Origin of the sequence: Streptomyces meridianus (assembly GCF_023703325.1) — a bacterium.
GTDB classification, from domain to species: Bacteria; Actinomycetota; Actinomycetes; order Streptomycetales; family Streptomycetaceae; genus Streptomyces; species Streptomyces meridianus.
On record NZ_JAMQGM010000037.1, the window covers coordinates 1 to 25275 of the forward strand.

The window sequence follows — 25275 nt, forward strand, 5'->3', positions numbered from 1 at the left end:
CCAGACCGTGCAGCAGACCCTTTTTTGGGTGGCATGGTCGGCAAGCTGGCGGCGAAGTACGGGATGCCGTGGAAGTGGGCCAAGGCCGTCGCGCTGGGCAAGAAGCTGTGGAATCTGGCGGGCAAGCTGATCGACGGGCTGAAGGGCTGGTGGAAGAACTCCAAGATCGCGCAGAGGTTCGCCAAGAGCTGCAGTATCGCGAACAGTTTCGTGCCTGGGACGCGGGTATTGATGGCCGACGGGTCGACCAAGGCCATCGAGGACGTCGACATCGGCGACAAGGTCCTGGCCACTGACCCGGAGACCGGTGAGACCAAGGTCGAGACGGTCACCGCGGAGATCAAGGGCAAGGGCGCCAAGAAGCTCGTCAAGGTCACCATCGACATCGATGGCGACAAGGGGTCGAAGACCGCCTCGGTCACCGCGACCGACGGTCATCCCTTCTGGGTCCCCGAACTCGGCGAATGGATCGACGCCACCGACCTCAAGACCGGCCAGTGGCTGCGCACCAGCGCCGGCACCCACGTCCAGATCACCGCGATCAAGCGCTGGACGGCCCAGTCGGCCACCGTCCACAACCTCACCGTCAGCAACCTCCACACGTACCATGTGCTGGCAGGGACCACCCCGGTACTCGTTCACAACTGCGGCGGCGGGGCGGCCGACCTAGGTCATCTGACCGATAGGGCCGACGACTTGCATTCTCTGATTCCGTCAGGCGGCCAGCGGTACAGGACTACCGGGGTGTTGCACGCCGACGGCGTTGGTGGAGGCAATGATCTGTCTGCTGTTGGAGCGAGGAGTAACCTCACTCTGATTCAAAGGGCTGATTCTCTTGACGCTGGAGAATTGGCTATATCGATGAGTAATGGTGCGCATGCTGAAGTGAAGCTAGTAACTGCAGCTCAGCACCTAGGTCTTAGTCCTGGTGGGATTGCAGCCAGTAGGCCTTTCTGTCCTGCTTGTTCTCAGTTCCTGACAAATCAGGGTGCGACACTTGTGAGCCCTAGGACCGCTCTCTGGCTTCCGCCCGGCGTAAGGTAACTCTCGATCGTGGCGGCATCGGAAGGGGTGCAAATGCTCACAAAGGAAGAGATTGGCCGGATCGAGGCAGCGTGTGGCGAGCTGGCCCTGGAGAGAGTCTTCGTGCTCTCTCTGGCCGCAGCCCACCGGACTCTTCCCGTCTATCAGGCGTACAGCGAGGCTCACGCTGAGCTGGAAGGATACGGATTGGTTCACGATGGCCTGGTGGGGGCGTGGCGAGTTCTGCGCGCCAGGCCGGGCGCCTCTGCCATCGAACTTTCTCCCAGGCTTGAGGCTGCGATCAGGAGTGCAGAGTCAGACCTTGAGTCGATCAACACGGTTGATGAATTTGGCCTCGCGCAAGCTTTGACTGTGGAGTCAATTTCTACCGCGATTCTGGCGTTGCGCGCCTACCTCGAAGAATCGCGAAGTGGCGCATTCGGTGCCATTGTTGGCGCTCTTGAGGTTGATTCTGTTTGGGCGGAAGGCGAGGCCGAACGTCCAGGCGCCGAAGGCGACGTTTCGTGGGACAGGTTGATGACTCACTACGGGCAGCAAGTGCGGGATATCGCCCTCCTGACTGGTGCTGATGAGTCTGACGAGAAGCTCCTGTTCCGTGATGTTGCGATGCGCGCCGAAAGGGAAGGTATGCCTTTCCTTGTCCGGATGAGGGAATTGGTGTCGACCACGACCCCTTGATCTCATAAGGGGTCGTGTGCCGCCGTGTGGTGGACGGGCAGGGGCGAGGCCATCAGCAGCCCCCTTCGGCCGCGAACTGCCGTTCCAGTTCCTTGCGGTGCCAGACACCGGCGGCGAGGAGGGCCGCACCGGGGCCGTAGCCCGAGCCGAGGTAGTCCCAGTGGCCGACGACGAGGGTGGTGCCCGGGTCGTGCTCGGGCAGGCTGGCGTGGGCGCGGGCCTGTTCGGTGCGCCAGGCACGGCGGGCGTCGCGTAGCGCGCCGAGCGTGGTGGAGTAGGAGCGGGATTTGGTGGAGAAGTGGCCTCGGAAGCCGAGCATGTGGGCCCACTTCCAGAGCTTGAGATCCGCGAACTCCGGCAGTCGGCCCAGGTCCCAGCAGGTGCGGATCATCTGCCGCATGTGCCGGGCGACGGCGAGGTGGGACAGCGGCCGGGCCTGTCCGGTCCCGTCGCAGGCCGTGCACGGGAGCGGAGTTCCCTGAGGCAGGAGGGTGGCACCGCGCCCCTGGCAGGGGCGGCAGATCAGGGAGCGGTCGAGGGTGCCGGAGGCATCGGCGGACTTGGTGGCGTACTTCGCCACGTACGCGGCGACCGCTTGATCGGTCAGTTCGGCGTCGGTGCCGAAGGCGGCGATCTCGCGCACGTCGAGCTGTTGCCCCCAGCCGAGTTCGCGCTCCCCGACCGCGTCCGAGACGACGGAGATGCGGGCGCGGGGTGCGGCGGCCCGGATGGCGTCGGTGAGCACGCCGACGGTGGCGTACGGGGGCGGGGGCTGGGTACTGCCGTCGGGGCCGTCGAGCCGGATGACGGCGTGGAAGTGGACCAGGCCGCGCTTCTGGTACTCGGCGACCTTGGCGAAGGACACCCGCAGAACTGCGCGGGCGGCCTTCTGGGTGAGGCCGAGCCGGACGGCGAGTTCGCGGCGCAGGTAGGTGGTGAAGCGCGCCCACAGGGCTCCGGCGTGGGCGTTGAAGAGGACCGCGCCCGCGTAGTCGTACGTCGCCGGGTTCAGCGGCGTGCCGAGCAGAGGGTCAGCGGGTTCGTGGCGGGTTCCGCAGCGGCAGGGCCGGGCGTCGGGGCGGTTGTGGACGGGGCCGAAGGAGGGTGCGGTGAGGGTGGCGAAGACGCGGGGGTGGGTGCGGACGGTGTCGGGCACGGTCTTGCCGCCGGAGAGGCCGGCGCGGATGAGGTGGTAGGTGTCGGCGGCGTAGAGACGGGAGCAGGCCGGGCAGCGCGAGGCGCGGCGGTTGCCGCACGTGGTGAGCAGGCTGCCCGTCGGCTCGGCGGTGGAGGTGTAGGAGCGCAGCACTTCGCCGGTCGTGGTGTCGACGGTGGTGGTCTGTCCGGTCAGGCGGATGGGTTCGGCGCAGCCGCCGAGGCGTTCGATCTGCTGTTGTGCGCGGTCGAAGTCGGGGTGGTTGACGAGGTGGAGCAGGTCCCGTACGGCGGGGCTTGCCACGTGGCGCAGGTCCAGGGTGACCATTCGGGGCGTGTCCCTTCTGTTCGGGTGGGTGGCCCCGAGCAGCAACCAGCGGAGCCAGAGGGCGTGTTGGTGCTGCTCGGGGCATGACGAACCAGGCCCAGGGGCGGGCGTGGGTTCAGCGAGGGGGATGTGGCCGGTGGGGGCCGGGGCTCAGAGCTGAGCGAGTGCGGTGGTGGCCACCGGGAGGGCGATGCCCATGCGTGTGCCCAGGTGGGCGGCGGTGATCGGTGTTCCGTGCTCGGCGCGGTGAGTGTCCGCGATGCGCCGGGCCGCGTCCAGCAGGGCGGCCGGAAGGGCAGGGCCGGAAGCGGGTCGGCCCGTCGTGGTGACGGCGACCGGCAGAGCGGCGGCCGCAGCGGGCTCCAGCTCCTCGATCAGGGAGGCGGCGATCTGCGGGGCGGTCGTCGGGGGTGCCGATTCGGGTGATGGTGCGACGTCGGGCACCGGCTCGGTGGCAAGGGTGGCGGCGGTGGCCTCCAGGTGGGGGTTGGGGCGGGTGTGGGTGTGGAACTGGGCGAGGAAGGCGGGGCCGACGTGGCCCCAGCCGAGGAGCAGGAGCGGGGCGACGGTGTCCAGGCAGGCCCGTCCGTAGCGTCCGGCCAACAGCGGTTCGGCGGTGTTCAGCGCGAGGGTGAGCAGGCCGCACAGGTGCAGCAGCCGGGCGCCGGCCTTCAGCTCCGCCTTGGGGACGCCGCGCAGAGCGAGGAAGCGCAGGGCGACCAGGAGCCCGACGACGGACAGGTCGACCATGGGGGCGATCAGTGGCGCGATCGGGTGGGGGACGCCGAGCCGCAGGGCGAGGGCCCAGACGTTGCCGAAGGAGAAGACGAAGGCCAGGGCCGCGATGACCGCCATGACCACGGTCACGGTGCGCCGGGTGAACCGTTCCTCCGCCATGTCCTCAACCTCCTTTCCGGTGTGGGCTTTCGGGGCTACTTGGCGGGCGACGGCCGGGGTGCCGTGGTACGGCCGGTCGAGGAGAGGAGGGCGTCCAGGCACAGGTCCGGATCGGCGGTCAGGTGCGAGGTGGCTTCGGCGACGCGGGCGGCGTCGGCGTCGGAGACGTAGGGGGTGCGGATGCGGGTGTAGCCGGGGCGGCCCTGCATCGCCATCACCCCGACGCCGACGTAGGCGGAGTCCTGCAAGGTGACCGGGCTGGCATCGGGCCAGTTGCGGATGTCGTCACCGAGCGCGGCCACCGCGGCTTCCACGGTCTTCTGCGCGAAGGACAGCCCGATGGGGCACACGTCGCGGATGAAGGTGGGGATGGCGTCGCCGGTGGTCTTCTGGCTGATCAGGATCACCAGGATGCCGACACTGCGGCCCTTCTTGACCAGGTCCTCCACCAGGCGGGCGTTCTCCGCCGTCAGCGCGGCCAGCCGTTTGGTGGTGGCGTCGCTGCCCTTGTACTCGCGGAAGAACGTGTGCGCCTCGTCGATGATCAGGACCGTGAGCGGCCACTGCGGCGAGGGGCCGACGTGCCACATGTTCTTCACGCCCAGCACGTCCCGGATGGTTGCCGAGCGCCGCTTGCGCAGTTCCACCAGGCGCTTGAACAGTGCATTCGCCTCATCCAGGTCGTCCCCGCAGAACGCGAACATCCGCTTGACCAGGTCGGCGTAATCGCCCTCCGAGGCCCGTGACACCTTTCCGTCCGCCGTCGCGATTTGCACGGCCGGGGACGGTGCGAAGTCGCAGACGAACTTGTTGACCCCCGAGGTCTTGCCCGCACCCGGGACGCCGGCCACGGTCACCCCGGGAACGTTGGCCAGGGACACGCACACCCGGGCGGCATACTCGTCCACGCCCAGCTCCCAGCGCGTCAGGTCCGTGGGAGGGTGGCCGGTGGGGCGGTGTTCGGTCGGCGTGGTCAGCGGGTCGGAGCGCACGCCCCGGATCACCACCCTGCCGGGGCCGTCCGGCAGCACGGACACCCGCGTGCACCGCCAGGCGTCCGCCAGGAACCGCGCCGACTTCTGGTACTCCTCCAGCCCGACCTGCGGCAGTGTCCGGGCCCGCACGATCACCCCGAACCGGTCGGGCTTGACCTTGATCTTCGGTGTCAGGACGCGGGGCGCGGGGGCGGGGCCGTCCTTGGACGCGGTGATCTGGGCGAGCAGGCCGGGGGTCTTGTCGGTGACCGTCAGCCCGGCCATCCGCGCGAGGCGTACCCAGCCCCAGCGCACCCGCACGGCCTGTCGCATGCTGACCCGCGTGCCCTTGTCTGCGCGGACGTAGCGCACCACCGTCACCAGCAGCCACGCGCCGACCAGCACGACTGAGACCAGCAGCGCAACCGTCGCGTATCCCGTGATGGCTTCCATGTCAGGCCCCCTCTTCGTGTATCAGGTGGAGCACGTGGGCCAGGTCGAGGCGGGCCGCCTGCTCCGGGCTGAGGCTGAGCAGATCGAGCACGGCTGCCGAGACGGCGAACGTGGCCTTGCCCTGAGTCCCCGGCAGGGGCCGGAGCGGAGACAACTCCCGCCCCGGCACGCGGCGTGCGAAGCGGGTCACTGGGTTGCCTCCACGGTGATCAGCTCCAGACGGGCCGCCCGGTAGGCGACGCCGTCGGACAGCTGACCGTTGAAGATCCGCGCCCACGGGGTCGCGAACAGCTCCACCGGCCGCACCATCGCCCCCGGCTTGAGCCCGGCCGCCAGGCCCGTCTCCGGGACGGTGATCTTCAGGACCTCGGCGCGGCCGTCCTCCATGAGCATCACGGTCACCGTGTACAGCGACGCACCGGTCTCCCGGTCGGTGGCGACCTCCCCGGTCTGCTGGTCCTTGATCTTCAGCACCGGTTCAGTGCCCGCGATACACACCGCCGACGGCAGCAGGGCAACACGGATACGGGTCATGGCCATGCCATCACATCCTTAGTTCGATGGAGTCGCTCGATCGACTCGATCATGACCATAGCGCTACAGCGATACGGATGCAACGCACGCATAGGTGGGACGGTCGATAAGGGCGGTGGTGCGGGCGTGTGCGGCGGGCGCTACGGACGCTACGGTTGGCCCATGACCCTGCCCTTGGACGACGACCCGCGGCCCCCCTATCTCCAGGCCGCCGAAGTGCTGCGGGCCGCCATCCTCAGCGGCGAACTCCAGCCCGGTGAGCGCCTGCCGTCGGCGCGTGAGCTGCAAGAGCGGTTCGGCGTCGCCAGCTCCACGGTCCAGAACGCCCTGCGCGTCCTGCGACAGGAGGGGCTGGTCTACTCCGTCCTCGGCCGGGGCAGCTACGTCAGCCTGCCCCTTGACCAGCAGGACACCGGAGAAAAGGACGGCGACGAAGGTGCGGCAGGAGACGGCCCCTTCCCTCCTGGGTGGCGTTCGGCCCGCGCAGAGGACAACCGCCCCCCCTTCGTCCGGACCGCGGACACCCTGCGCGAAGAGATCAAGGAAGGACTCTTCCCCCCGGGTAGCAAGCTGCCCTCCGCGCGTGAGCTGCAAGAGCGGTTCACCATCGCCAACTCCACCGCGCAGAACGCCCTTCGCCTCCTCAAGAGCGAGGGGCTGATCTACGCCGTCAAGGGGCGCGGCGTCTTCGTCCGCACCGCCCCGACACCCGGCAAGAACTACAGCTCCAAGGTCGTCCAGCACCTCCAGCGCGAGGAGGTCGAACGCCAGGCCCACAGGGCTGCTGGCGAATTCGCACATCTCGCCGACGCCGAGCTCAAAGCGCTTGCCGACCAAATCCATGACGAGCTCAACCAGACCCGCACGGCCTACCAAGCAGCGGTCGAGAAGGGCCGGAAGGTCACCCGCGAACTGGCCCGCCGTGGCCAACTCGCGCCACCGCTCCACGACGATCCCGCAGCCGCCCGCAAGGAACTCGAAGAGAGACTCGCCGACGCGAAGAAGCGCCGCCAGCAGGGCCCCTGACGGACATGCTGACAGCTCGGCCCGTGGGTGAGCTGTTCAGAGTTTCCTTACTTGATCAAGGCGGCCCGCTGTCGCGGCCCGCGCGCGCTCCGGCCCTGCGGGGCCGCCGCCCGCTCCTGTCTCCGCCCCGCTTGCCGTCGGCCCCGCCGGTCCGGGCGCGCAACAGCCAGCAAGCAAGCTACCTGGGGCTCTGCCCCAGACCCCGGCCCTCCCTCGGAGGGGCAGGGGGCCGTCTGCGGGTGCGGCTTCGTCGTGGTGTGGGATCGCGGTCGCGGGAGGGGGTCCCTCGTCGCCCGGTCACCGAAGGCGTACCAGGAACCCCCGGGGGCCGCCAAGGCCGAGCGCACGCGTCACGGAGTGAGCCTTGGCGGCCCCCGGGGAACCCTGGCACGGCGAAGCTGCCCGACCGACGAGGGACCCCCACCCGCTCAGGCCCGGATCGTGCCGGGTGCTGGCCCTGGCCGGTGAGTGCCTTCTCCGAGGGCGCTCAGGACGCCAGCAGTTCGGCGACTTCGGGCACGTCGCGAAAGGCCCGCAGGCGGTCCAGGACGATCCGTGTCCGCTCTGCTGTTCGTTCGCTGCCGCTCTGCCCGAGGGCGAGCATGCGACCCGCGGTCTGGGCGGCGGCTTCGGGCTCGTTGGCGTCGGCGTAGGCCACGGCCAGCCATGAGAGGTACAGCGCCAACTCCCGGGCGTGGCTGGCGTCGTAGCGCCCGAGTACGTCCGCCAGCAGGGGTACGGCGCGCAGCGGACGGCGTAGCTCGGTGTAGACGCGGGCCTCCATGACCTGCAACTCCCCGGCGTCCATCCAGTACAGGTAGGTCGGTGATTCAGTGCCGGCCGAGTCCTCGGCCAGAGCCTCGGCCGCTTCTCCCAGGGCGGTCATCGCCGGGCGGTCCTGCCCGGCACGGGTATGCGCCCAGGCCACGCGGTCCAGGTACAGTGCGCGAGCCTTCGGGGGGGCATCCGGACCGGCGTCCTCCAGCGCGGCGTGGGCCAAGCCGACCGCGTCAGTCGTGCGCCCGGTGTTGCTCCATTGGTAGGCCAGCGAGCCCGCCACGTTCCCGGACAGCACGCCGTCCCCGGCGGCCTGCGCTGCGCTCATACCGAGCCGGTAGATCCGCTCCGCCTCGGCATGCTCCCCGGCATCAGAGGCCACCCACCCGGCAATCTGCGCCAACTCGCCAATGGCTCGAAGTAGTTCGCGACCTACTGCTTCGCTGTGCACGCCCTCGCGGTAGAGCTTCACCGCCACCCGCAGCTCGCGCAGCGCGGGCCCGATCAGGTCCTTGCCGTACACCACATCGTCGGCCAGCCGCAGGCCGTGCACCCGCTGAGCCAGGTCAGCCACCTGCCCGGCCCCGATCCGCCGGCCCGTACGGGCACGCAGCGGGGAGAGCGGGTCGCCCTCGGGCAGGAAGTCGGCCACCGACCGCACCGGCGGCGTGAGCTCGACAGGGTGAACGGCCTTCGCCGCTTCCAGCATCTCGCGCGGGACCTCCAGAACCCGCGCGAGGAACGGCAGCCACTCACGCGGCGACCGCGTCCCGATCTCCCAGCGGGACACGTCATTCCGCGTCGGAGGAACGCGACCAGGAGCAGCCTCGGCCAGCGCCTCGGCGAGCCGCCGCTGACTCCAACCACGCGCCACGCGCAGCCGCCTGACCAGTTCCCCGACCGTCTCCCGCACTCCACCAGCTTGGCAGACAGAAAGGCAGACACGCTGGCTACTCCGCAAGGTCCACACCAGCGAGACCCTGATCAACACCCCCGAGCCAAGCAGAGGAGAGGGCAACACGATGGCCGAGCACGCGACACCGTGGCCAGGGCGTCCCGCAGCAGAGGGCCCACGCCTGCTGCCCTGGAACACCGCCGAGGGGAAGCCCTGCTACCAGGTCAGGAAGGCACTTTCGCGTTTTCGCCCAACCAGCCGCCGTACCCAACCGAAACGGCGAGGCTAAGGGATGTCGACCCGCGCCATTCCGAACTGCAAAGCTGAAGCCCCGTCAGGTGTGTCCTGACGGGGCTTCTGCATGGGGTGACGGCAGTAGTTGACGGCAACGTCAGCGGACGATGGCTCCGCACGGTGGCGGGTCGTTGCCGTCGCCGCGGGTCGGCTCGTGGCCGGCAGGACCGTCGAGCACGGTGCTGAGGGTGTCGATGGCGTCTCGCTGGAGGCGTAGTCGGACGTGGGCGTAGACGGTGGCGGTGACCGATGTGGGCGTGACCGAGTAGTTCCTTGATCACGACGAGTTCGACGCCTTGCTCCAGGAGGAGGGTCGCGGCGTTGTGCCTGAGGTCGTGGAACCGGATGCGGCGGAGGCCCGCGTGGTCGAGGAGGGTGGTGAAGGTTCGGGTGAGGTTTGTGGGGTCGATCGGCCGGCCGGTGGGCGTGACGAAAACGTAGCCGGTCTCCTGCCAACTTTCCCCGGCCTCGGCCCGCTCCTCTCCCTGGCGCTGCTGATGGCTCTGAAGCGAGCTGACGCACGTGGTGGGGAGGGTGATGCGGCGTTCGGAGCTGGTGGTCTTGGTGGGCAGGGTGCTCAGGCCGTGGCTGTGGGTTCGTTGGAGGGTGCGGCGGATGCTGGCGGTTCCTGTCTCCACGTCGAGGTCGGTCCAGCGGAGGCCGAGGAGTTCGCCTTTGCGGGGCCCGGTGTGGAGGGCGAGCTGGAACAGGGCGTGGAGGCGGTGGCCTTCGGCGGCTTGGAGGAGCTGGCGGGCCTCGGCGGTGGTGAGGGGCTCGGTGCGCTTGGGCCGGGGTGTGCCTGCTGGCACGTTGCGGGCGATGTTGCGGGAAAGTTCGTCTTCGCGGACGGCGTGCTGGAGCGCGGATTTGAGGACGGAATGCACATAGTTGACGGTCAACGGCGACAGCCGCTTGCCGCAGCACGTCCCGACGGTGCAGCAGACGCCCTGGGTGTCGAGCCCTCGTGCGCAGCATTGGCACTGGGTGCGGAGCTGGTCGAGGAGAGCACGCACGTCCTTGGTAGTGAGCCTGCCGAGCTTCTTCTTGCCCAGGATCGGGGTGATGTAGAGGCGGGCGGTGGCGCGGTAGCGGGTGTGGGTGGTCTCGCGGAGCTGGTGGACGGCGACGTTGTCCAGCCAGTGCTGGAGGTAGACGCCGATGGTGCAGTCGGCGGCGGGGGAAGTTCATCCACGCCCGCCTCGACCAGGAAGCCGCCGCCTGATGCCGTCCCCGCGCCGTGCCTGCAAGTCCCGCGCCAACGGCGAAGGCATCGTCTACCAGCGCAAAGACGGCCACCTCACCCCCGGCGCGAAACTCCCGCCCCGGCAGCAATTGGCCGACCAGTACGAGGCTCCCGTCACCGTCGTCGACGCAGCCCTCGACCGGCTCATCGACGGCCACTGGCTCCGCCGCGACGAGAACAGCACCGACGTCCACGTCCAGGACGCCAACGACCCCGCCATGGCGAACCGGCTCGCCCACGCCACTCTGACCCGGAAGATCGACGACGGCAGCCTCGCCGAGGGCACCGAACTCACCACCGAGGCCGCAGCCGACCTCCTCGACACAGACGCACGGACCGCGCAGCAGGCACTGAACCTGCTGACCATGGAGCACAAGGCCACCCGCGTACGCCGCGGCGCCACCACCAGAGACGGCGGCATGAGGGTCGAGGAAGTCACCGTCATCGGACCCGACCCAGCACAGGGAACCCCCGGAACCCTGGAAGCCTTCACGGGCCCCAGCCCTGAGGAGATGCAGGCCCGCACTCGCATGGACGCACCGGCAGACGCGCTGGAAGACGCCCTCGGCCGGATCCAGGAACTGCGCGAACGACTCGACCGCATCGAAGGCGGCCACCCCCAGGACTGATGACGGCAGGACTGCACCTGGCTGGCCATGGGCGCGCCGTGGTGAGGGTTGCGTCGATAGTCTCTCTGCGGTTTCAAGGCAGGCCCGCTGATGCGGACCCGCGCGCGGCCGGTGCGCGGGCCCGGCCGCTATGGCGCCGCCCCGCTGACCCGAACCCGGCCCCTGGCCGCGCAAGACCAGCACCCCGGAACAGCCGGAAGCCACCAGAACACGCGACGGGCGAGCACCCCCGGCAGCCCGGGCCAGCCATGGGTGACCACACGCCGACGTCTACCTCGACGGACCGCTGCATAGCACGCGTGTTCGGGTAATCGCTTATGGCAGCGGAACCCGGTGTCAGCAGGCGAGAGCGCCCGTATGCTGGCCACGTACCGTCCGTCGAGGTCACACTGGGACTTGCCGGTCGGATGAGGAGGTGAAAGGGATGAGCGTTGCCATCGATCACGTCGGGCCCTGGACAGTCGCCGACGTCCTGGCACTGCCCGAAGACCGCACCATGCGTTACGAGCTGTTGGGGGAATCCCTCGTAATGTCCCCCGCTCCCGGTGTCCGCCACCAGCGGGCCTCATTCCGCCTCCACGTCGCGTTGGACGCGGCCGCCCGGGCCGTCGGTGCCCCGGTGGAGATCCTGGAAGGCGTCAACGTCGTCCTGCCGTCGGGGTTGGTCGTGCCTGACCTGGTCGTGGCCGACGCCGGCGCGACCGCCGACGACCCTGTCACCGTCGACCTCGATGCCGTCCAGCTCGCCGTCGAACTCGTCTCCCCCGGCAACCGCACCATGGACCGCAAGGTCAAGCCCATGCTGTATGCGGAGGCTGCCGTCCCGCACTTCTGGCGACTCGAGTTCGACCCGGCACCGATGCTCGCCGTCTACGAACTGGAAGGCGGGCGGTACGTGGAGCGGACGACCGCTCTCGCGGGCGCGACCACCCACCTGGATGCCCCGTTCCCCGTTGCAATCGACCCGGCGGGTCTCTCCCGGCAGTAGATGCCGTCTGACGGCAACGCCGACGGCAACCGGACCCGCCAACGGCATACATCAGCGGACGTCCCCGCATACACGAATCGGTGCTGACCTGCAAAAATGCAGGTGATAAGCCCCTGCCCAGCACACGTACTATGTGCTGGCGGGCGAGACTCCAGTCCTGGTTCACAATTCAAACTGTGCACCTGCCGAAACGGTCAAAAACCTGCCGGAGGTCACGGCCCCCAAGCCCCTTAAGCCTTCTCAGGCCGATCAGGCGTGGAGTGATTTCTTGGGGCCTGGTCCGTACACAAACATTCACCCGCGAACTGGGCAGGTGGATCCCAACCGTCTCGTGTCTTCCGATGGGGCGCCGCAGCAATCCGGAAGGGGGATCACGAGATGAACAGCAAGCCCACGAAATTCTACTTCCATATGGAGACGTGGGATTGGAACTCCGTCACAGATGAATGGACTGTCGGCAATACGATGCAGCGAGTTCCCTTGGGGGTGAAATGATGAGAGTAGAAGTTCTGCAAGTCCTGACCCCATCGCAAGGGATCGTGCGTTTCAAGTGCGAGTCTGGCATCGCATCTGGCCGCTGGATGGGGGCGAACCCCGCTGAAGTAGGTCAATTCGATGTCGAGATCGAAGTTCCGGAAGAGGTCGCAGATTGGATGGCGGGCCCCTCGGGCGCCACTTCCCTCTCGGAGGTCGGGGCAGATTCTGCCACCCTCATCACGGGCCGAGTTGTCAGATTCGACGATGGCGATGATTCGGTCGTGGAGATCAGAGTAGGGTCGGACATTCTCCTGATTGAAATCCCGGCCCGAAGGTCGGAGCTTCCTGTGGAGGGTTTCATTTCCTTCCGGGCCTCCGAAATGAAACTCTACCCGTATGACCTGTAAGTGACCCACCCGAAAGGCGTAGGTAGGAATTCCACGGGATTCACCCTGGAGGTCCCTGCGTGGGTTCTCGTGAGATTGGTGTTTGACTCTCGGGCCGCTATCCCGCACTTCTGGCGTCTGGAGGTCGATCCTGCGCCGATGCTCGTCGTCTACGAACTGGAAGACGGCCGGTATGTGGAGCGGACGACCGCCCTCGCGGGCGCGACCGCCCACCTGGACTCCCCGTTCCCCATCGCAATCGACTCCGCTGGACTCTTCCGGCAGTAGCTGCCATTTGACGGCGACCGGACCCGCCAACGGCATGCGCCAGCGGACTTCCCCGGACGCACGGATCGGCGCTGACCTGAAAAAACGCAGTCGATAAGCCCTCGCCCCGCACACGTACTACGTGCAAGCGACCGTGGGCGAGGAGGCGCAGGCCGCCGGTGGTGCGGCAGGGGGACCGGTGACGCGTCCGACACCGGGGGGCTCGCGTTCACGGGCGCCGGTGGTGTGCTCCTCGGCATCGGGTCCGCTGCGGTTGCCCTGGTCACGGGGGCGGTCCTCTTCGTGGCCTCGCGTCGCAGCGGAGTGAGTGAGGACGTGGCAGCGGTTTGACGATTCGCTTGACGATCCGTCCCGGGCGTATCCGGCGAAGCGGGGTAACCGGGACGGATCCGAGTGACCTGAGGAAAATTTTGAAACGGGCAAAAAGGACCGTGCTGCGATATCCGCATATCAAGTGAAACGCCCAATGCCTTGTAATCGCAGGTCATTCTCTCGTTCAACCTTGCTCGCTGCAACTCGCGTCCACCTGCGGCGGCAATATGCAAGATCACTTGCCTCGCGCGCCATTGTTACGTCTGCGAATTCAGCAGCACCTAGCGTCCTGTCCCATGGTTCAGGTAGACCCGCGGCTCAGCGCCGCAGAGAAGGCAGGCGGTACCGGCGGCGCTCAGCGTGCGTCGTCCCCGAAGGACATCACCCGCAAGGGCCTCAGCGGCAACTCGGTCGGTCTGGTCGGCAGTGCGGTCATCGGCGTCTCCGCCGTGGCGCCCGTCTACTGCCTGACGGCCACGCTCGGCCCGACGGTCGGCGAGGTCGGTGTGCAGATGCCGGCGATCTTCCTGGCGGGCTTCCTGCCGATGCTGCTCGTCGCGTTCGCCTACCGGGAGCTGAACAAGGCCGTCCCGGACTGCGGCACGTCCTTCACCTGGTCGGTGAAGGCTTTCGGCCCGCGCATCGGTTTCATGTGCGGCTGGGGTCTGGTGATCGCGACGATCATCGTGCTGTCGAACCTGGCAGGCGTCGCGACCTCCTTCTTCTACCTACTGCTGGGCGAGATCACCGGCAGTGAGGCAGTAGCGGCCCTCGACGACAGCAAGCCGGCGCACGTCGCGACGTGTCTGGTCTTCATCGCCGTCGCCACCGCGATCAGCTACCGCGGGATGACCGCCACCAAGGGTCTCCAGTACGCGCTGGTCGGGCTCCAGCTCGCCGTCCTCGCCCTGTTCGCCGTGATGGCGATCGGCAAGGCCGGCTCCGGCGACCTGCCGAACTCCATCGACTTCTCCTGGACCTGGATGAACCCGTTCGCGGTCCAGTCCTTCGCCGCCTTCACGGCCGGCCTCTCCCTGTCCATCTTCATGTTCTGGGGATGGGACACCTGCCTCACCGTCAACGAGGAGACCCAGGGCAGCGACCGCACCCCCGGCCGCGCCGCGATCCTCGCCATGGTCGTGCTCGTCGGCGCCTACCTGCTGACGGCCGTCGCCGCGCAGATGTACGCGGGCATCGGCGAGAAGGGCACCGGCCTCGGCAACCCGGAGACCTCCGACAACGTCTTCGCGACCCTCGCGAACCCGGTCATGGGCACCGGCCTCGGCGTCCTTCTGTTCCTCGCCGTCGTGGCGTCCGCCGCCGCGAGCCTGCAGACGACGTTCATCCCCGTCGCGCGCACCGTTCTCGCCATGAGCACCTACCAGGCGCTGCCGCCTTCGTTCGCCCGCGTCCACCCGCGCTTCAAGTCCCCGGGCCGGGCGACGATCACCGCGGGCGTCGCCACCGGCGTGTTCTACGCCGTCATGACGTTCCTCAGCGAGAACGTGCTGATCGACACGATCTATGCGCTCGGCCTCATGATCTGCTTCTACTACTCGATCACTGCCTTCGCCTGCGCCTGGTACTTCCGCCGCGAGCTGCGGAATTCCACCCGCGACCTGGTGTACAAGGGTGTCCTGCCGGTCCTGGGCGGCGTCCTGCTGGCCGCGGTGTTCGGCAAGACCCTGTACGACATGTGGGACCCGGCCTACGGAACCGGCAGCTCGGTTCTCGGGGTGGGCAGTGTGTTCGTCATCGGTGTCGGCCTGCTGCTGCTCGGCGCGGTGGTGATGCTGGTGATGCAGCGCCGCAGCCCCGCCTTCTTCCGCGGCGAGGTGCTGACCCGGGAGACCCCGGCGCTGGTCGTCGAGGACTGAGGCTCGCTGGTCCGCTGAGCGCCCGTACCGCGGTTCCGGCCGCCGGTGCGGGCGCTCAGCCGTGGCGTCGGACCCACCCCTCAGCCCCGGCGCGGCGGGCTGTCGTCGTTGCCGCGACGCACCGTCCGCAGGGGCGCGCCCGGCCGCCACACCTGCACGACGAGGTCCGGGTCGGCGACGGTCGTGCGCACCACCTCGGCCGGCTCGAGGCGGAAGAGGTGAAAGGGGCCCGGCGGCGTCTCGACCTCCCCGGTGAACCGGGAGATCGCCTCGGGATCGGTGACCTCGACCGCCCGTCCGCTGATCCGGACGTCGCCGTCGGCCATCGAGTCGTCCGGGCCCGGGTTCGCCTGGAGCGCGCACCGCGGATCGCGCCGAAGGTCCAGCGCCTTGCGGGAGTTCGGCATCATGCCGAGCCACAGCTCACCGAACCGGAAGTTCGCCTCGATGCCCGTCACGCGCGGGGAGCCGTCGGCCCGCACGGTGGCCAGAACGTGGTGCTTGTACTGCTGGAACCGGGCCGCACGGTCTGCGCGAACTCCGGCTCGGCCGCCTCGACGTCTGCCCAGCTGGTCGTCATGGGTCCATGATGGCGTCGAGGACCGACAACGGCCGGTCGGCCGGCCGGACAAGGAGTGCTCATGACCGCAGTAGTGCTGGTGCACGGGCTGTACGAGGGGCCGGAGCACTTCGCGCCCGTCACGGAACGGTTGCGCGCGGAGGGTGTCGAGGTCGCCGTCCCCGAGCTGCACCGCGGCTCGCTCGCCGCCGACACCGCGGCGGTCCAGGAGGTCGTGGACGCGATGGGCGGACCGCCGATCGTGGTCGGCCACTCCTACGGGGGGTCCGTGATCACCGGCCTCACCGGCGTCCGTCACCTGGTCTACCTGGCCGCTTTCGTCCCCGACGAAGGGGAGAGCGCGGCCGGCCTCAGCGTCGACACCAACCTGATCGGCCCGGCGATCGTCAAGCGCCCGGACGGTCTGACCGACCTCGACCCGGTGCTCGCCCGGACCGTGCTGTTCAACGACTGCACGCCCGGGCAGACGGACCGTGCCGTGGCCCTGCTGCGCCCCCAGGCGCTCGGCTGCGGGCGGGGCATTCCCGAGCGCCAGGCGTGGAAGGACGTCCCCTCCACGTACGTGGTTTGCACGGAGGACCGCACCGTCGACCCCGGCCTGCAACGCACCATGGCGAAGCGCTGCGGATCGACCCGCGTCTGGCCCACCGGCCACGCGCCCTTCGTCAGCCGTCCCGATCTGCTGACCGGGCTCATCGCGGAGTTGCTGTCGCGGAAGGGGAGTTGACCCGGAACATTGCGTCCCGTGTCGGCTTGCAGCTCTCGATGGCCGACAATCGGTCCATGGACAGCGCACCCGATCAGGACCGGTTCCGCTCCACCTTGCGCGGACTGCGCGTGTGGGACGTCGAGCTGCCCGGCTTCGACCCCGATGCCGCGCCCGCCGATCCGTTGCCGCTGTTCCGGCGGTGGCTGTGCGAGGCCGCGGACGCCGGGCAACCCGAGCCCCACGTCATGTCGCTGGCCACGGCCGACGCAGACGGCCGTCCCGACGCGCGGATCGTGGTGCTGCACGACGCCGACGAGCACGGCTGGCACTTCGGCTCGCACGCCGGCAGCCGCAAGGGGCGGCAGCTGGCGGACCGGCCCGAGGCCGCGCTGATCTTCTACTGGCACACCGTGGGCCGTCAGGTGCGAGTGCGGGGGACCGTGACGACCGCAGCGCCCGAGGAGAGCGCGGCCGACCTGCACGCGCGCTCCACCGGAGCACTCGCCGCCGCGCTCGTCGGCCGGCAGAGCGAAGTGCTCCCATCCGTCGCTGAGTTGGAGCGCGCCTCGGACGACGCCTGGCAGCGGGCGCAGGACCAACCCGAGGCGGATGTGCCGAGCTGGACGCTGTACCGGCTGGACCCCGACGAGGTCGAGTTCTTCCAGGGCGACGCCCGCCGCCGCCACGTCCGGCTGCGCTACCGGCGCCACGCGGGCGGCGACGTCTGGACGCGCGAGCTGCTCTGGCCCTGAAGCGCTCTGCTCCCTTCGCAAGCTCAGGAAGGAGATTCCGCCCTCCCTTGCGGTGGGAGGCGTGGATGGTCGGGGAGGGTCGGTGCCCGGATGCGCCGCGTCCCGTGCCCGGGACCCGACCGTTCCACACCTCGACGGCGTCCGCATCGTTCAGCCCGAACTTCCAGTTGCAGCCGATGCAGGTGGCGTGCGGGTGCGCGGGCACCACCAGCCCGCCCACCCGGCGAATCTTCCGCGCGTAACTGCCGAAGGCGTTGTCGCGGGCCCGGTGGCGCCAGTCGACGAAGACACCCGGGTCGATGCCGAGTGCCACGACGTGCCCGTTGCGGGTGGGTGACCTCCTCGCCGGAAGAAGGTGACCGTAAGCGCCGCTGACGCACCGGTCAGGACGGACGCGCGCAGCAGGCCGCGGCGGTCCCCTGCTCGGGGCCGGTGGACGGGTTTCGACGGGGATGGTCCTCGCACATGCCGTGGCTCCCTGGGGTCGAGAACGAGAAGGGCAGAGTGGTGCTCCGGGTGGTACGGGGGTGCGGATCGAACTCTCGTATTGAGCCGCCGACTCGTCTGCAAGGGCAGCCCGCAGGAAGGAAACGGCGTCTTTCGTTCCGGTGGTCGCCCGGATCGGGCCGGCCGCGCACGCCTCGGATCGGAGCGGCCCGTTCCCGCGCATCTGCCCGATCACGGCCCCGGCCCGGGTGAGTCGCCCTCGGCCGGGCACGGTTAGGGGGAGGATCGGATCGCCGTCCCGCATTCCCATCACGGAGGTCGCCCGTGCGGATCGCCACCACGATCTTTCTCACCGACGAGACCATCACCCCGGTCCGGCTCGCCCAGGAGCTCGAACAGCGCGGATTCGCCGGTCTCTACCTGCCCGAGCACACCCACATCCCGGTCAGCCGCGAGACGCCCTACCCGGCAGGGGGACCCCTGCCGCGCGAGTACGGGCGCACCCTCGACCCCTTCGTCGCCCTGGCCCAGGCCGCAGCCGTCACCGAACGGATCGGGCTTGCCACCGGCATCACCCTCATCGCCCAGCACGACCCGATCGACCTCGCCAAGAAGGCCGCCACGCTCGACTTCCTCTCCGGCGGCCGGTTCACCCTCGGCGTCGGCTTCGGCTGGAACGTCGAGGAGGCCGCCGACCACGGCGTCGACTGGTCCCGCCGCCTCGAACTCGGCCGCCAGCGCCTCGGCGTGATGCGCGCCCTGTGGGCGGACGAGCCGACCGCCTACGACGGAACCCTCGCCTCCGTACGGGCCAGCGACGCGTACCCCAAGCCCGTACAGCGCCCGCGTGAGCACCCGGACGGCCCGTTGACCGGCCCGCGCACCCTGATCGGCGGCGCGGCGTCGCCCAAGCTGTTCCGGCGGATCACCGCGTACGGCGACGGCTGGCTGCCGATCGGTGGCAGCGGTCTCACGGAGGCGGTGCCCCAGCTCCGGCGGACCTGGGAGGACGCCGGACGGGACCCGAAGACGCTGCACGTCGTGCCGTACGCGGTCCTGCCGTCCCCCGGCAAGCTGACCCGCTTCGCCGACCTGGGCATCGAGGAGGTGGTGCTCCAACTGCCGCCCGCCGACGAGGGCGAGGTGCTGCGGACGCTGGACGCCTACGCCCAGTACCTCTGACGCCGTCCGATCCGCCGTGGAGGCCGGACCCCCGCTGTGGGGCCCGGGCCCCGGCCGACGTGACCAGCGGAACATACCTGCTGGTCAGCAGAGAGGCGACGGGCCGATCGCCCGCTCGTATGCTCGGGGGATGACGACCAGCGAGCCCGGACCGCAGGAAACCGCACCCACCGCCAACGCCATGCGCCGGGCATTGCGCCGCGCGCGGGACGGCGTCGCGCTGGACGTCTCCGAGGCCGCCGTGCTGCTCCAGGCGCGCGGCGGCGACCTCGCAGACCTGTGCGCCACCGCCGCCCGGGTCCGCGACGCCGGGCTCGAGGCGGCGGGCCGCCCGGGTGTCATCACCTACTCGCGCAAGGTGTTCATCCCGCTGACCCGGCTGTGCCGGGACACCTGCCACTACTGCACCTTCGTGACCGTTCCCGGCAAGCTGCGCCGTGCCGGCGAGGGCATGTACCTCTCCCCGGACGAGGTGCTGGAAATCGCCCGCCGCGGCGCCGAACTCGGCTGCAAGGAGGCTCTGTTCACGCTCGGCGACCGCCCCGAGGACCGCTGGGGCGAGGCCCGTGAGTGGCTGGACGCGCACGGCTACGACGACACCCTCGCCTACGTGCGCGCCATGGCGATCCGCGTCCTCGAGGAGACGGGACTTCTGCCGCACCTCAACCCGGGCGTGCTGTCCTGGACCGACCTGCAGAGGCTCAAGCCCGTCGCCCCCTCGATGGGCATGATGCTGGAAACGACGGCGACCCGGCTGTGGTCGGAGCCCGGCGGCCCGCACCACGGTTCGCCCGACAAGGAGCCGGCCGTCCGGCTGCGGGTGCTGGAGGACGCGGGCCGCTCCAACGTGCCGTTCACCACCGGGATCCTCATCGGCATCGGCGAGACGTACGAGGAGCGCGCGGATTCGCTGTTCGCGCTGCGCCGCACGGCACGCGCGTACCACGGCATCCAGGAAGTCATCGTGCAGAACTTCCGCGCCAAGCCGGACACGGCGATGCGCGGCATGCCCGACGCCGAACTGGAGGAGCTCGCCGCGGCCGTCGCCGTCACCCGGGTGATCCTGGGGCCCGCCGCCCGCATCCAGGCGCCGCCCAACCTTGTCGACTCCGAGTACGCGCTGCTGATCGGCGCCGGCATCGACGACTGGGGCGGCGTCTCCCCGCTGACCCCCGACCACGTCAACCCGGAGCGGCCCTGGCCGCACATCGGTGAACTCGCCGAGCGCACCGCCGCGTCCGGCTACACCCTGCGGGAACGGCTCACGATCTACCCCGAGTTCATCCACCGCGGCGAACCCTGGCTGGACCCGCGGGTGCTGCCGCACGTCCGCGCGCTCGCCGACCCGGAGACCGGGCTGGCCCGCGAGGACGCCGTTCCCGCCGGTCTGCCCTGGCAGGAGCCGGACGAGGGGTTCGCCGCCGCCGGCCGCACCGATCTGCACCGCACCATCGACAGCGAGGGCCGCACCACCGACCGGCGCGACGACTTCGACGAGGTGTACGGCGACTGGGAGGCGCTGCGCGAGGCCGCCGTTCCCGGTATGCGGCCCGAGCGCGCCGACGCCGACGTGCGGGCCGCGCTCGCGCAGGCGGCCGACGACCCCACCCGGCTGACCGACGAACAGGCGCTCGCCCTGCTGCATGCCGACGGCCCGGCGCTGGACGCGCTGTGCCGTGTCGCGGACGACGTCCGCCGCGACACCGTCGGCGACGACGTCACCTACATCGTCACCCGCAACATCAACTTCACCAACGTCTGCTACACCGGCTGCCGTTTCTGCGCCTTCGCCCAGCGGCGCACCGACGCCGACGCCTACACCCTGTCGCTGTCGCAGGTGGCCGACCGGGCCCGGCAGGCGTGGGACGTGGGCGCGGTCGAGGTGTGCATGCAGGGCGGTATTCACCCGGACCTGCCGGGCAGCGCCTACTTCGACATCGCCCGCGCGGTGAAGGAAGGCGTTCCCGGCATGCACGTGCACGCGTTCTCGCCGATGGAGGTCGTCAACGGCGCCACCCGGACGGGGATGTCCGTGCGCGAATGGCTGACCGCCGCCAAGGAGGCCGGGCTCGACTCGATCCCGGGCACGGCCGCCGAGATCCTCGACGACGACGTCCGCTGGATCCTCACCAAGGGCAAGCTGCCGACGGCCACCTGGGTCGAGGTGATCACGACGGCGCACGAACTCGGCCTGCGGTCGTCCTCCACGATGATGTACGGGCACGTGGACCAGCCCCGTCACTGGCTCGGGCACCTGCGGCTGCTCGCCGAGATCCAGCAGCAGACCGGTGGGTTCACCGAATTCGTCACCCTGCCGTTCATCCACACCAACGCACCGGTCTACCTGGCCGGGATCGCCCGGCCGGGCCCGACCGACCGGGACAACCGGGCGGTGACGGCGATGGCCCGGCTGCTGCTGCACCCGCACATCCCCAACATCCAGACCAGCTGGGTCAAGCTGGGGACCGAGGGCGCCGCCGAAATGCTGCGCTCCGGGGCGAACGACCTCGGCGGGACCCTGATGGAGGAGACCATCTCCCGTATGGCGGGCTCCGGTTACGGCTCCTACCGGTCCGTACGCGACCTCGTCGCCATCGCGGACGCAGCCGGGAGGCCCGCGCGGGCGCGCACCACGACCTACGGTGAGGTCCCCGCCGAACGACAGCGCACCGCAGCCGAGTTCGACGGCCACCTGCCGGAACTGCTGCCGGTGCTGGGGGACGCGTAGCAGGTGGTCCCGGTCCCGGCGAAGGGTCCGCGCACACGGCGTCCGGGTGGCAGGATTCCGGTACGTGAGCGACGAGCGCAGTGTCTTCCGGACCGTGGTGAGAGCAGCCGCGCCGCTGTACCTGACCACCCTCGCCGCCTCGGCCGGCGCCCTTGTGGACACCGCGCTCCTCGGGCGGCACGCCACCGTCTCGCTCGCCGCCTTCGCGGTGACGCTGGCGGTGTTCGGTCCGGCCACCGCCACGGTCGCGGGCGCGCTGCGCGGGGTGATGCCGTTCGTCGCGCCGCACCGGGACGCCCCGGAAGGACTGCTGCCGCTGGTGCGCAGCGGCATGTGGCTGGCGTTCGGGGTGGGCGGCGTGTGCGCGGCGACGGTGGCTGCCGTGCCGCTGATCGGCAGAGTATCGGGAGTGGATCGCGCCGCCCTGCTTCAACTGGGCGCTTTCCCCTGGATGCTGGCGGGCAGCGTGCTGCTGATCGCGGTCGGCTCGTCGGCGGCGTCGGTTCTGGTCGCGCTCGGCCACTCCGCGCGGGTGATGCGGGCGGGCCTGCTGGGCACCGCCGCGTCCGTCGCGCTGTCCGTCCTGCTCGTGGGCGGGCCCGGACCGCTGCCGGGCCTCGGGCTCACCGGGGCGGGGATCGCCATGCTGGCGTCGAGCCTGATCAGTGCGGTGCTCAACCAGGTGGCGCTGCGGCGTGACGCGGTACCGGCCGGCCTGCCCCTGGGGCCGGGCAGGCCGGACGTCCGGCAGATTCTCCGGCTGGCCGCGGTGGGCGTCCCGCTCGCCGGAACGGTGCTGGTCAAGTTCTCCGTGCTGGGTGTTCTGACGTTCGCGGCGGCGCGGCTCGGCACCGGCAGCGCCGCGGTGCACAGCGTGTCCGAGTCACTGGTGAACGTGTTGTTCACGGTGGCGGTCGCCGTCGGCCAGGCCGTGGTGCCGCTGATCGCCCGCAGCGCCGCCGAGGGTGACGTCGAGGGTGTCCGGCGGAGCATGTGGGCCGGGGTCCGGGTGGTGCTGTGCGCGGTGACGGTGCTCGGGACGCTGCTGCTGACGGCGGGAGGTCCGGTCGCGGGACTGTTCACCGAGGATCCGGCCGTGGCCCGGCAGGTGGCCGGGTTGCTGCCGTTGGTCCTCGTGGTGCTGGTCGGCGACGCACTGCAGGCGGTGGCGGGATTCGCCCTGGTCGGGCTCAAGCGGTCGGGGCCGAGCCTGGTGTCGACCCTGGTGTGGTTCGGCGGCCTGGCCGCGGTGGCGGTCCCGGTCGCCGACACGACCGGGCTGACGGGGCTCTGGATGGCGCTGGCCTGCGCGAATCTGCTTCAGGCCGTGACCAAAACGGTGTCGTTCCTGCGGCACGGAGACCGGGTGCGTGCGGCGGAGGCGGCGGGCGCGGTGCCGGTGCCGGCCGGGGGAGTGCCCGTCCCGGAGGCCGGGGGCCGGCACGTCCGATAGCCCGGTGCCGGCTGCTCGGTCGCTGCCGGCCCGGCGCGGTCCCTATGCCCCTGTGAGACGCCGTGGCGGCGTGGACCGTTCGAACTCCGTGCCGTTCGTTCCGGCCACGGAGCCGGCCAGGATCCCGGCATCCGCCAGGCCGCCCGGGGTGCCAGGGGAGTGCAGCAGCGGGCTGTCGTGGCGCAGCAGCCACTGCCGGTACGTGGGATTGGCCCAGGCCACCTCGCGGTAGGCCGCCACCAGGTCGTCGAAGAGGGCACGGTTCGCGGGCGCGTTCTCGGCCGACGGGGTGCGGGTGAACATCAGTAGCCGTACCGTCAGCGGATCCCCCTGCAACGGGCGGATGGCCATCCCGTGCCGGGGCATCGACGTCGGCTGGCACAGACTCACCGCCTCGCCCGCGGAGACGAGTTCGGCCGCCGTGGTGACGTCCCGGACGTACACGAGACGGGGGTTGAGACCCGCGGCGGTGAACGCCCGGCGCATCGCGGCACATTCGTCGTCGACGGTCGGGTCGGCCATCCACTGCTCCTCCGCGAGCCCGTGCAGCGGAACCGCGGGCAGCCCGGCGAGCGGGTGGGTGGAGGCCATGGCGATGAACTGCGGTTCCCGGTCGGCGACGACCCGCTGCTCCAGGCCGGCCGGAACACGCAGCGGAAATCCGTCGAGCTCGTGGACGAAGGCCACGTCGAGCTGGTGCTCCGCGACCATCCGCAGCAGCGTGTTCGCGGACATGTCGATGTGGATGGTCGTGTCGGTGTCGGGCAGTCGGGTGTGCAGCCGGCGCAGCCAGCCCGGGATGGCCCGGCTTCCGCTGCTGCCGAGCCGCAGCCGCGCGCCCTGGGCGTTGACCGCGGCGTCCCGGGCGGCGGTGACGAGGGCGCTCATGTCGGCCAGTATCGGCCGGGCCCGGGAGAGCACGGAACGGCCCAGGGGAGTCGGCAGGCTGCCGGTCCGCTCCCGGGTGAACAGCAGACCGCCGATGGTCCTCTCGATGCGCCGCAGCTGTGTGGTCAGGGACGGCTGCGACATGCCCAATTGCCGTGCAGCCTTTCGCATGCTGCCGGTGTCGGCTATCGCGCACAGTGCACGGAGGTGCCTCACGTCGAGCTCCACAACCGGAGCATAACGACGCCTCATCGGCCGCACCAGATGAAGGAACCGCACGAACCCCTCATGAATGAGTAATTCTGACGACTATTCATCATGTGCCCACGCTATTGCGCTCTGCTCGGGTGCCGATAAGTGCAGGGTATATAGCCGGGGGTTATCGCGAGTTGACAACATCCCGGGTGCGCAAATCTCTCCGACACTTCTCGTACCGGAAGTCCACCCCCACGGGACACCCCGGTCGTCACCCCACAGGCGACCCGTCCCGGACGAGAAGGAGAACTCCCCATGCGCCTTACCAAGATGGCTCTGGCCGTGGCCGTCAGCGTCGGTGCGGCTCTCAGCATCGCCGCCGTGCCGGCCGGCGCGGCAGTCGCGCCGCAGACCTCTACGCCTTCCACCATCGCCGCCTACACGGGGTCGGCACAGGACGAGGCGAACACGAAGGCCTTCTACGAGGCCGTCATGGAGAAGGTCAAGGAGAAGCAGGCCGCGCAGCCCGGCATCCAGTCCGTGACCGTCTACTACAACGCCAGCAACGCGCCCAGCTTCGCCTCCGAGATATCCCAGAGTGCCTCGATCTGGAACTCGCGGGTGTCCAACGTCAAGCTCGCCGCCACCAGCGGCAGTGGGGACTTCGCCTACTACGAGGGCAACGACACGCGGGGTTCGTACGCGAGCACCGACGGCCACGGCAGCGGCTACATCTTCCTCGACTACGCCCAGAACGAGCAGTACTACTCGCTGCGGGTGGTGGCCCACGAGACCGGGCACGTGCTCGGCCTGCCGGACCACTACTCCGGCCCGTGCAGCGAGTTGATGTCCGGTGGCGGCCCCGGCACCTCGTGCACCAACGCCTACCCGAACTCGACGGAGGCCTCCCAGGTCAACTCCCTGTGGGCGAACGGTGTGGCTCCCTTCGACAAGCCCGAGCTCACCAAGGTGCGTTGATCGCCGAATCGATCGCCCGCACCGTGCAGCGATGGCTGCAGGCACGGTGACATGAACGCTGTTGCGCCCCGCCGGGAAAATCCGGCGGGGCGCATCGCGTTGCACCGG

Annotated in this window: 20 protein-coding genes and 3 pseudogenes; 13 read left to right on the forward strand and 10 right to left on the reverse strand. The window is 69.8% G+C overall.

Translation table 11 applies throughout. The features are described 5' to 3' along the window. Together M1E25_RS16815 and M1E25_RS16820 are read left to right on the forward strand one after the other, a co-directional pair. A partial coding sequence (locus M1E25_RS16815) for a polymorphic toxin-type HINT domain-containing protein (RefSeq protein ID WP_251416316.1) occupies positions 1-1044 on the forward strand: 1044 nt, incomplete at its 5' end. A gap of 9 nt (positions 1045-1053) precedes the next feature. Next, complete coding sequence (locus tag M1E25_RS16820; RefSeq protein ID WP_251416319.1) at positions 1054-1722, forward strand: metallophosphoesterase family protein; 669 nt, start codon at positions 1054-1056, stop codon at positions 1720-1722. A 52-nt stretch (positions 1723-1774) separates the two neighbouring features. Here M1E25_RS16820 and M1E25_RS16825 read toward each other — a convergent pair whose 3' ends face one another. From M1E25_RS16825 to M1E25_RS16845, 5 genes are all read right to left on the reverse strand, one after another. Beyond that, positions 1775-3205 carry a replication initiator gene (locus M1E25_RS16825; protein ID WP_251416323.1) on the reverse strand — a complete coding sequence of 477 codons (1431 nt, stop codon included), beginning with the start codon at positions 3203-3205 and terminating at the stop codon, positions 1775-1777. Positions 3206-3355: 150 nt separating this feature from the next. Next, entirely contained in the window at positions 3356-4102 is a 747-nt protein-coding gene (locus M1E25_RS16830; RefSeq protein WP_251416326.1) for a DUF2637 domain-containing protein, read from the reverse strand. Positions 4103-4137: 35 nt separating this feature from the next. Next, positions 4138-5529, reverse strand: coding sequence for a cell division protein FtsK (locus M1E25_RS16835; RefSeq protein WP_251416328.1), 1392 nt, complete (start codon positions 5527-5529; stop codon positions 4138-4140). Position 5530: 1 nt separating this feature from the next. Beyond that, positions 5531-5719 (reverse strand): hypothetical protein, encoded by a 189-nt coding sequence (locus tag M1E25_RS16840; protein ID WP_251416329.1) that lies wholly within the window; start codon positions 5717-5719, stop codon positions 5531-5533. Further along, positions 5716-6069: an SCO3933 family regulatory protein gene (locus tag M1E25_RS16845; RefSeq protein ID WP_251416331.1), complete on the reverse strand. Its 354-nt coding sequence runs from the start codon at positions 6067-6069 to the stop codon at positions 5716-5718. The genes M1E25_RS16840 and M1E25_RS16845 overlap by 4 nt, the downstream gene beginning before the upstream one ends. A 156-nt stretch (positions 6070-6225) precedes the next feature. On the opposite strand from M1E25_RS16845, the gene M1E25_RS16850 reads away from it, so the two are divergent. Next, positions 6226-7089 carry a GntR family transcriptional regulator gene (locus M1E25_RS16850; protein ID WP_251416334.1) on the forward strand — a complete coding sequence of 288 codons (864 nt, stop codon included), beginning with the start codon at positions 6226-6228 and terminating at the stop codon, positions 7087-7089. Between the two features lie 487 nt (positions 7090-7576). Here M1E25_RS16850 and M1E25_RS16855 read toward each other — a convergent pair whose 3' ends face one another. Next, a complete protein-coding gene (locus M1E25_RS16855; RefSeq protein ID WP_372500946.1) occupies positions 7577-8857 on the reverse strand; it encodes an NsdA family TPR-like regulatory protein in 1281 nt (426 codons plus the stop codon). A 295-nt stretch (positions 8858-9152) separates the two neighbouring features. After that, positions 9153-10227: pseudogene (locus M1E25_RS16860) on the reverse strand (tyrosine-type recombinase/integrase); the annotation flags it as partial. A 49-nt stretch (positions 10228-10276) separates the two neighbouring features. Between M1E25_RS16860 and M1E25_RS16865 the strand changes: the two are divergent. From M1E25_RS16865 to M1E25_RS16880, 4 genes are all read left to right on the forward strand, one after another. Beyond that, the gene (locus M1E25_RS16865; protein ID WP_251416338.1) at positions 10277-10927 is read left to right on the forward strand and encodes a GntR family transcriptional regulator; all 651 of its coding nucleotides are present in this window, start codon (positions 10277-10279) and stop codon (positions 10925-10927) included. A 424-nt stretch (positions 10928-11351) separates the two neighbouring features. Continuing rightward, positions 11352-11915, forward strand: coding sequence for a Uma2 family endonuclease (locus M1E25_RS16870; RefSeq protein ID WP_251416340.1), 564 nt, complete (start codon positions 11352-11354; stop codon positions 11913-11915). 962 nt (positions 11916-12877) lie between these two features. After that, positions 12878-13066 carry a hypothetical protein gene (locus M1E25_RS16875; protein WP_251416342.1) on the forward strand — a complete coding sequence of 63 codons (189 nt, stop codon included), beginning with the start codon at positions 12878-12880 and terminating at the stop codon, positions 13064-13066. 608 nt (positions 13067-13674) lie between these two features. Continuing rightward, a complete protein-coding gene (locus tag M1E25_RS16880) occupies positions 13675-15255 on the forward strand; it encodes an APC family permease (protein ID WP_251416344.1) in 1581 nt (526 codons plus the stop codon). 80 nt (positions 15256-15335) lie between these two features. Here the strand turns inward: M1E25_RS16880 and M1E25_RS16885 are convergent. Next, positions 15336-15835 (reverse strand): annotated as a pseudogene (locus M1E25_RS16885) (pyridoxamine 5'-phosphate oxidase family protein). A gap of 61 nt (positions 15836-15896) precedes the next feature. On the opposite strand from M1E25_RS16885, the gene M1E25_RS16890 reads away from it, so the two are divergent. Beyond that, positions 15897-16562, forward strand: a complete 666-nt coding sequence (locus tag M1E25_RS16890) for an alpha/beta fold hydrolase (RefSeq protein WP_251416346.1) — start codon at positions 15897-15899, stop codon at positions 16560-16562. A 56-nt stretch (positions 16563-16618) separates the two neighbouring features. Further along, positions 16619-17296, forward strand: a complete 678-nt coding sequence (locus tag M1E25_RS16895; RefSeq protein WP_251416348.1) for a pyridoxine/pyridoxamine 5'-phosphate oxidase — start codon at positions 16619-16621, stop codon at positions 17294-17296. Positions 17297-17414: 118 nt separating this feature from the next. Here the strand turns inward: M1E25_RS16895 and M1E25_RS16900 are convergent. Further along, positions 17415-17643: pseudogene (locus tag M1E25_RS16900) on the reverse strand (CehA/McbA family metallohydrolase); the annotation flags it as partial. A gap of 424 nt (positions 17644-18067) precedes the next feature. Between M1E25_RS16900 and M1E25_RS16905 the strand changes: the two are divergent. From M1E25_RS16905 to M1E25_RS16915, 3 genes are all read left to right on the forward strand, one after another. After that, the gene (locus M1E25_RS16905) at positions 18068-18925 is read left to right on the forward strand and encodes an LLM class F420-dependent oxidoreductase (RefSeq protein ID WP_251416350.1); all 858 of its coding nucleotides are present in this window, start codon (positions 18068-18070) and stop codon (positions 18923-18925) included. Positions 18926-19055: 130 nt separating this feature from the next. Next, complete coding sequence (locus M1E25_RS16910; RefSeq protein WP_285830865.1) at positions 19056-21653, forward strand: bifunctional FO biosynthesis protein CofGH; 2598 nt, start codon at positions 19056-19058, stop codon at positions 21651-21653. Positions 21654-21717: 64 nt separating this feature from the next. After that, complete coding sequence (locus M1E25_RS16915; protein ID WP_251416352.1) at positions 21718-23106, forward strand: MATE family efflux transporter; 1389 nt, start codon at positions 21718-21720, stop codon at positions 23104-23106. Positions 23107-23148: 42 nt separating this feature from the next. On the opposite strand, the gene M1E25_RS16920 is transcribed toward M1E25_RS16915, so the two are convergent. Next, positions 23149-24246, reverse strand: coding sequence for a LysR family transcriptional regulator (locus M1E25_RS16920; protein WP_285830866.1), 1098 nt, complete (start codon positions 24244-24246; stop codon positions 23149-23151). Positions 24247-24504: 258 nt separating this feature from the next. Here M1E25_RS16920 and snpA point away from each other — a divergent pair, with 258 nt between their 5' ends. Further along, the gene (gene snpA, locus M1E25_RS16925; protein WP_251416357.1) at positions 24505-25167 is read left to right on the forward strand and encodes a snapalysin; all 663 of its coding nucleotides are present in this window, start codon (positions 24505-24507) and stop codon (positions 25165-25167) included. Positions 25168-25275: the final 108 nt, after the last annotated feature.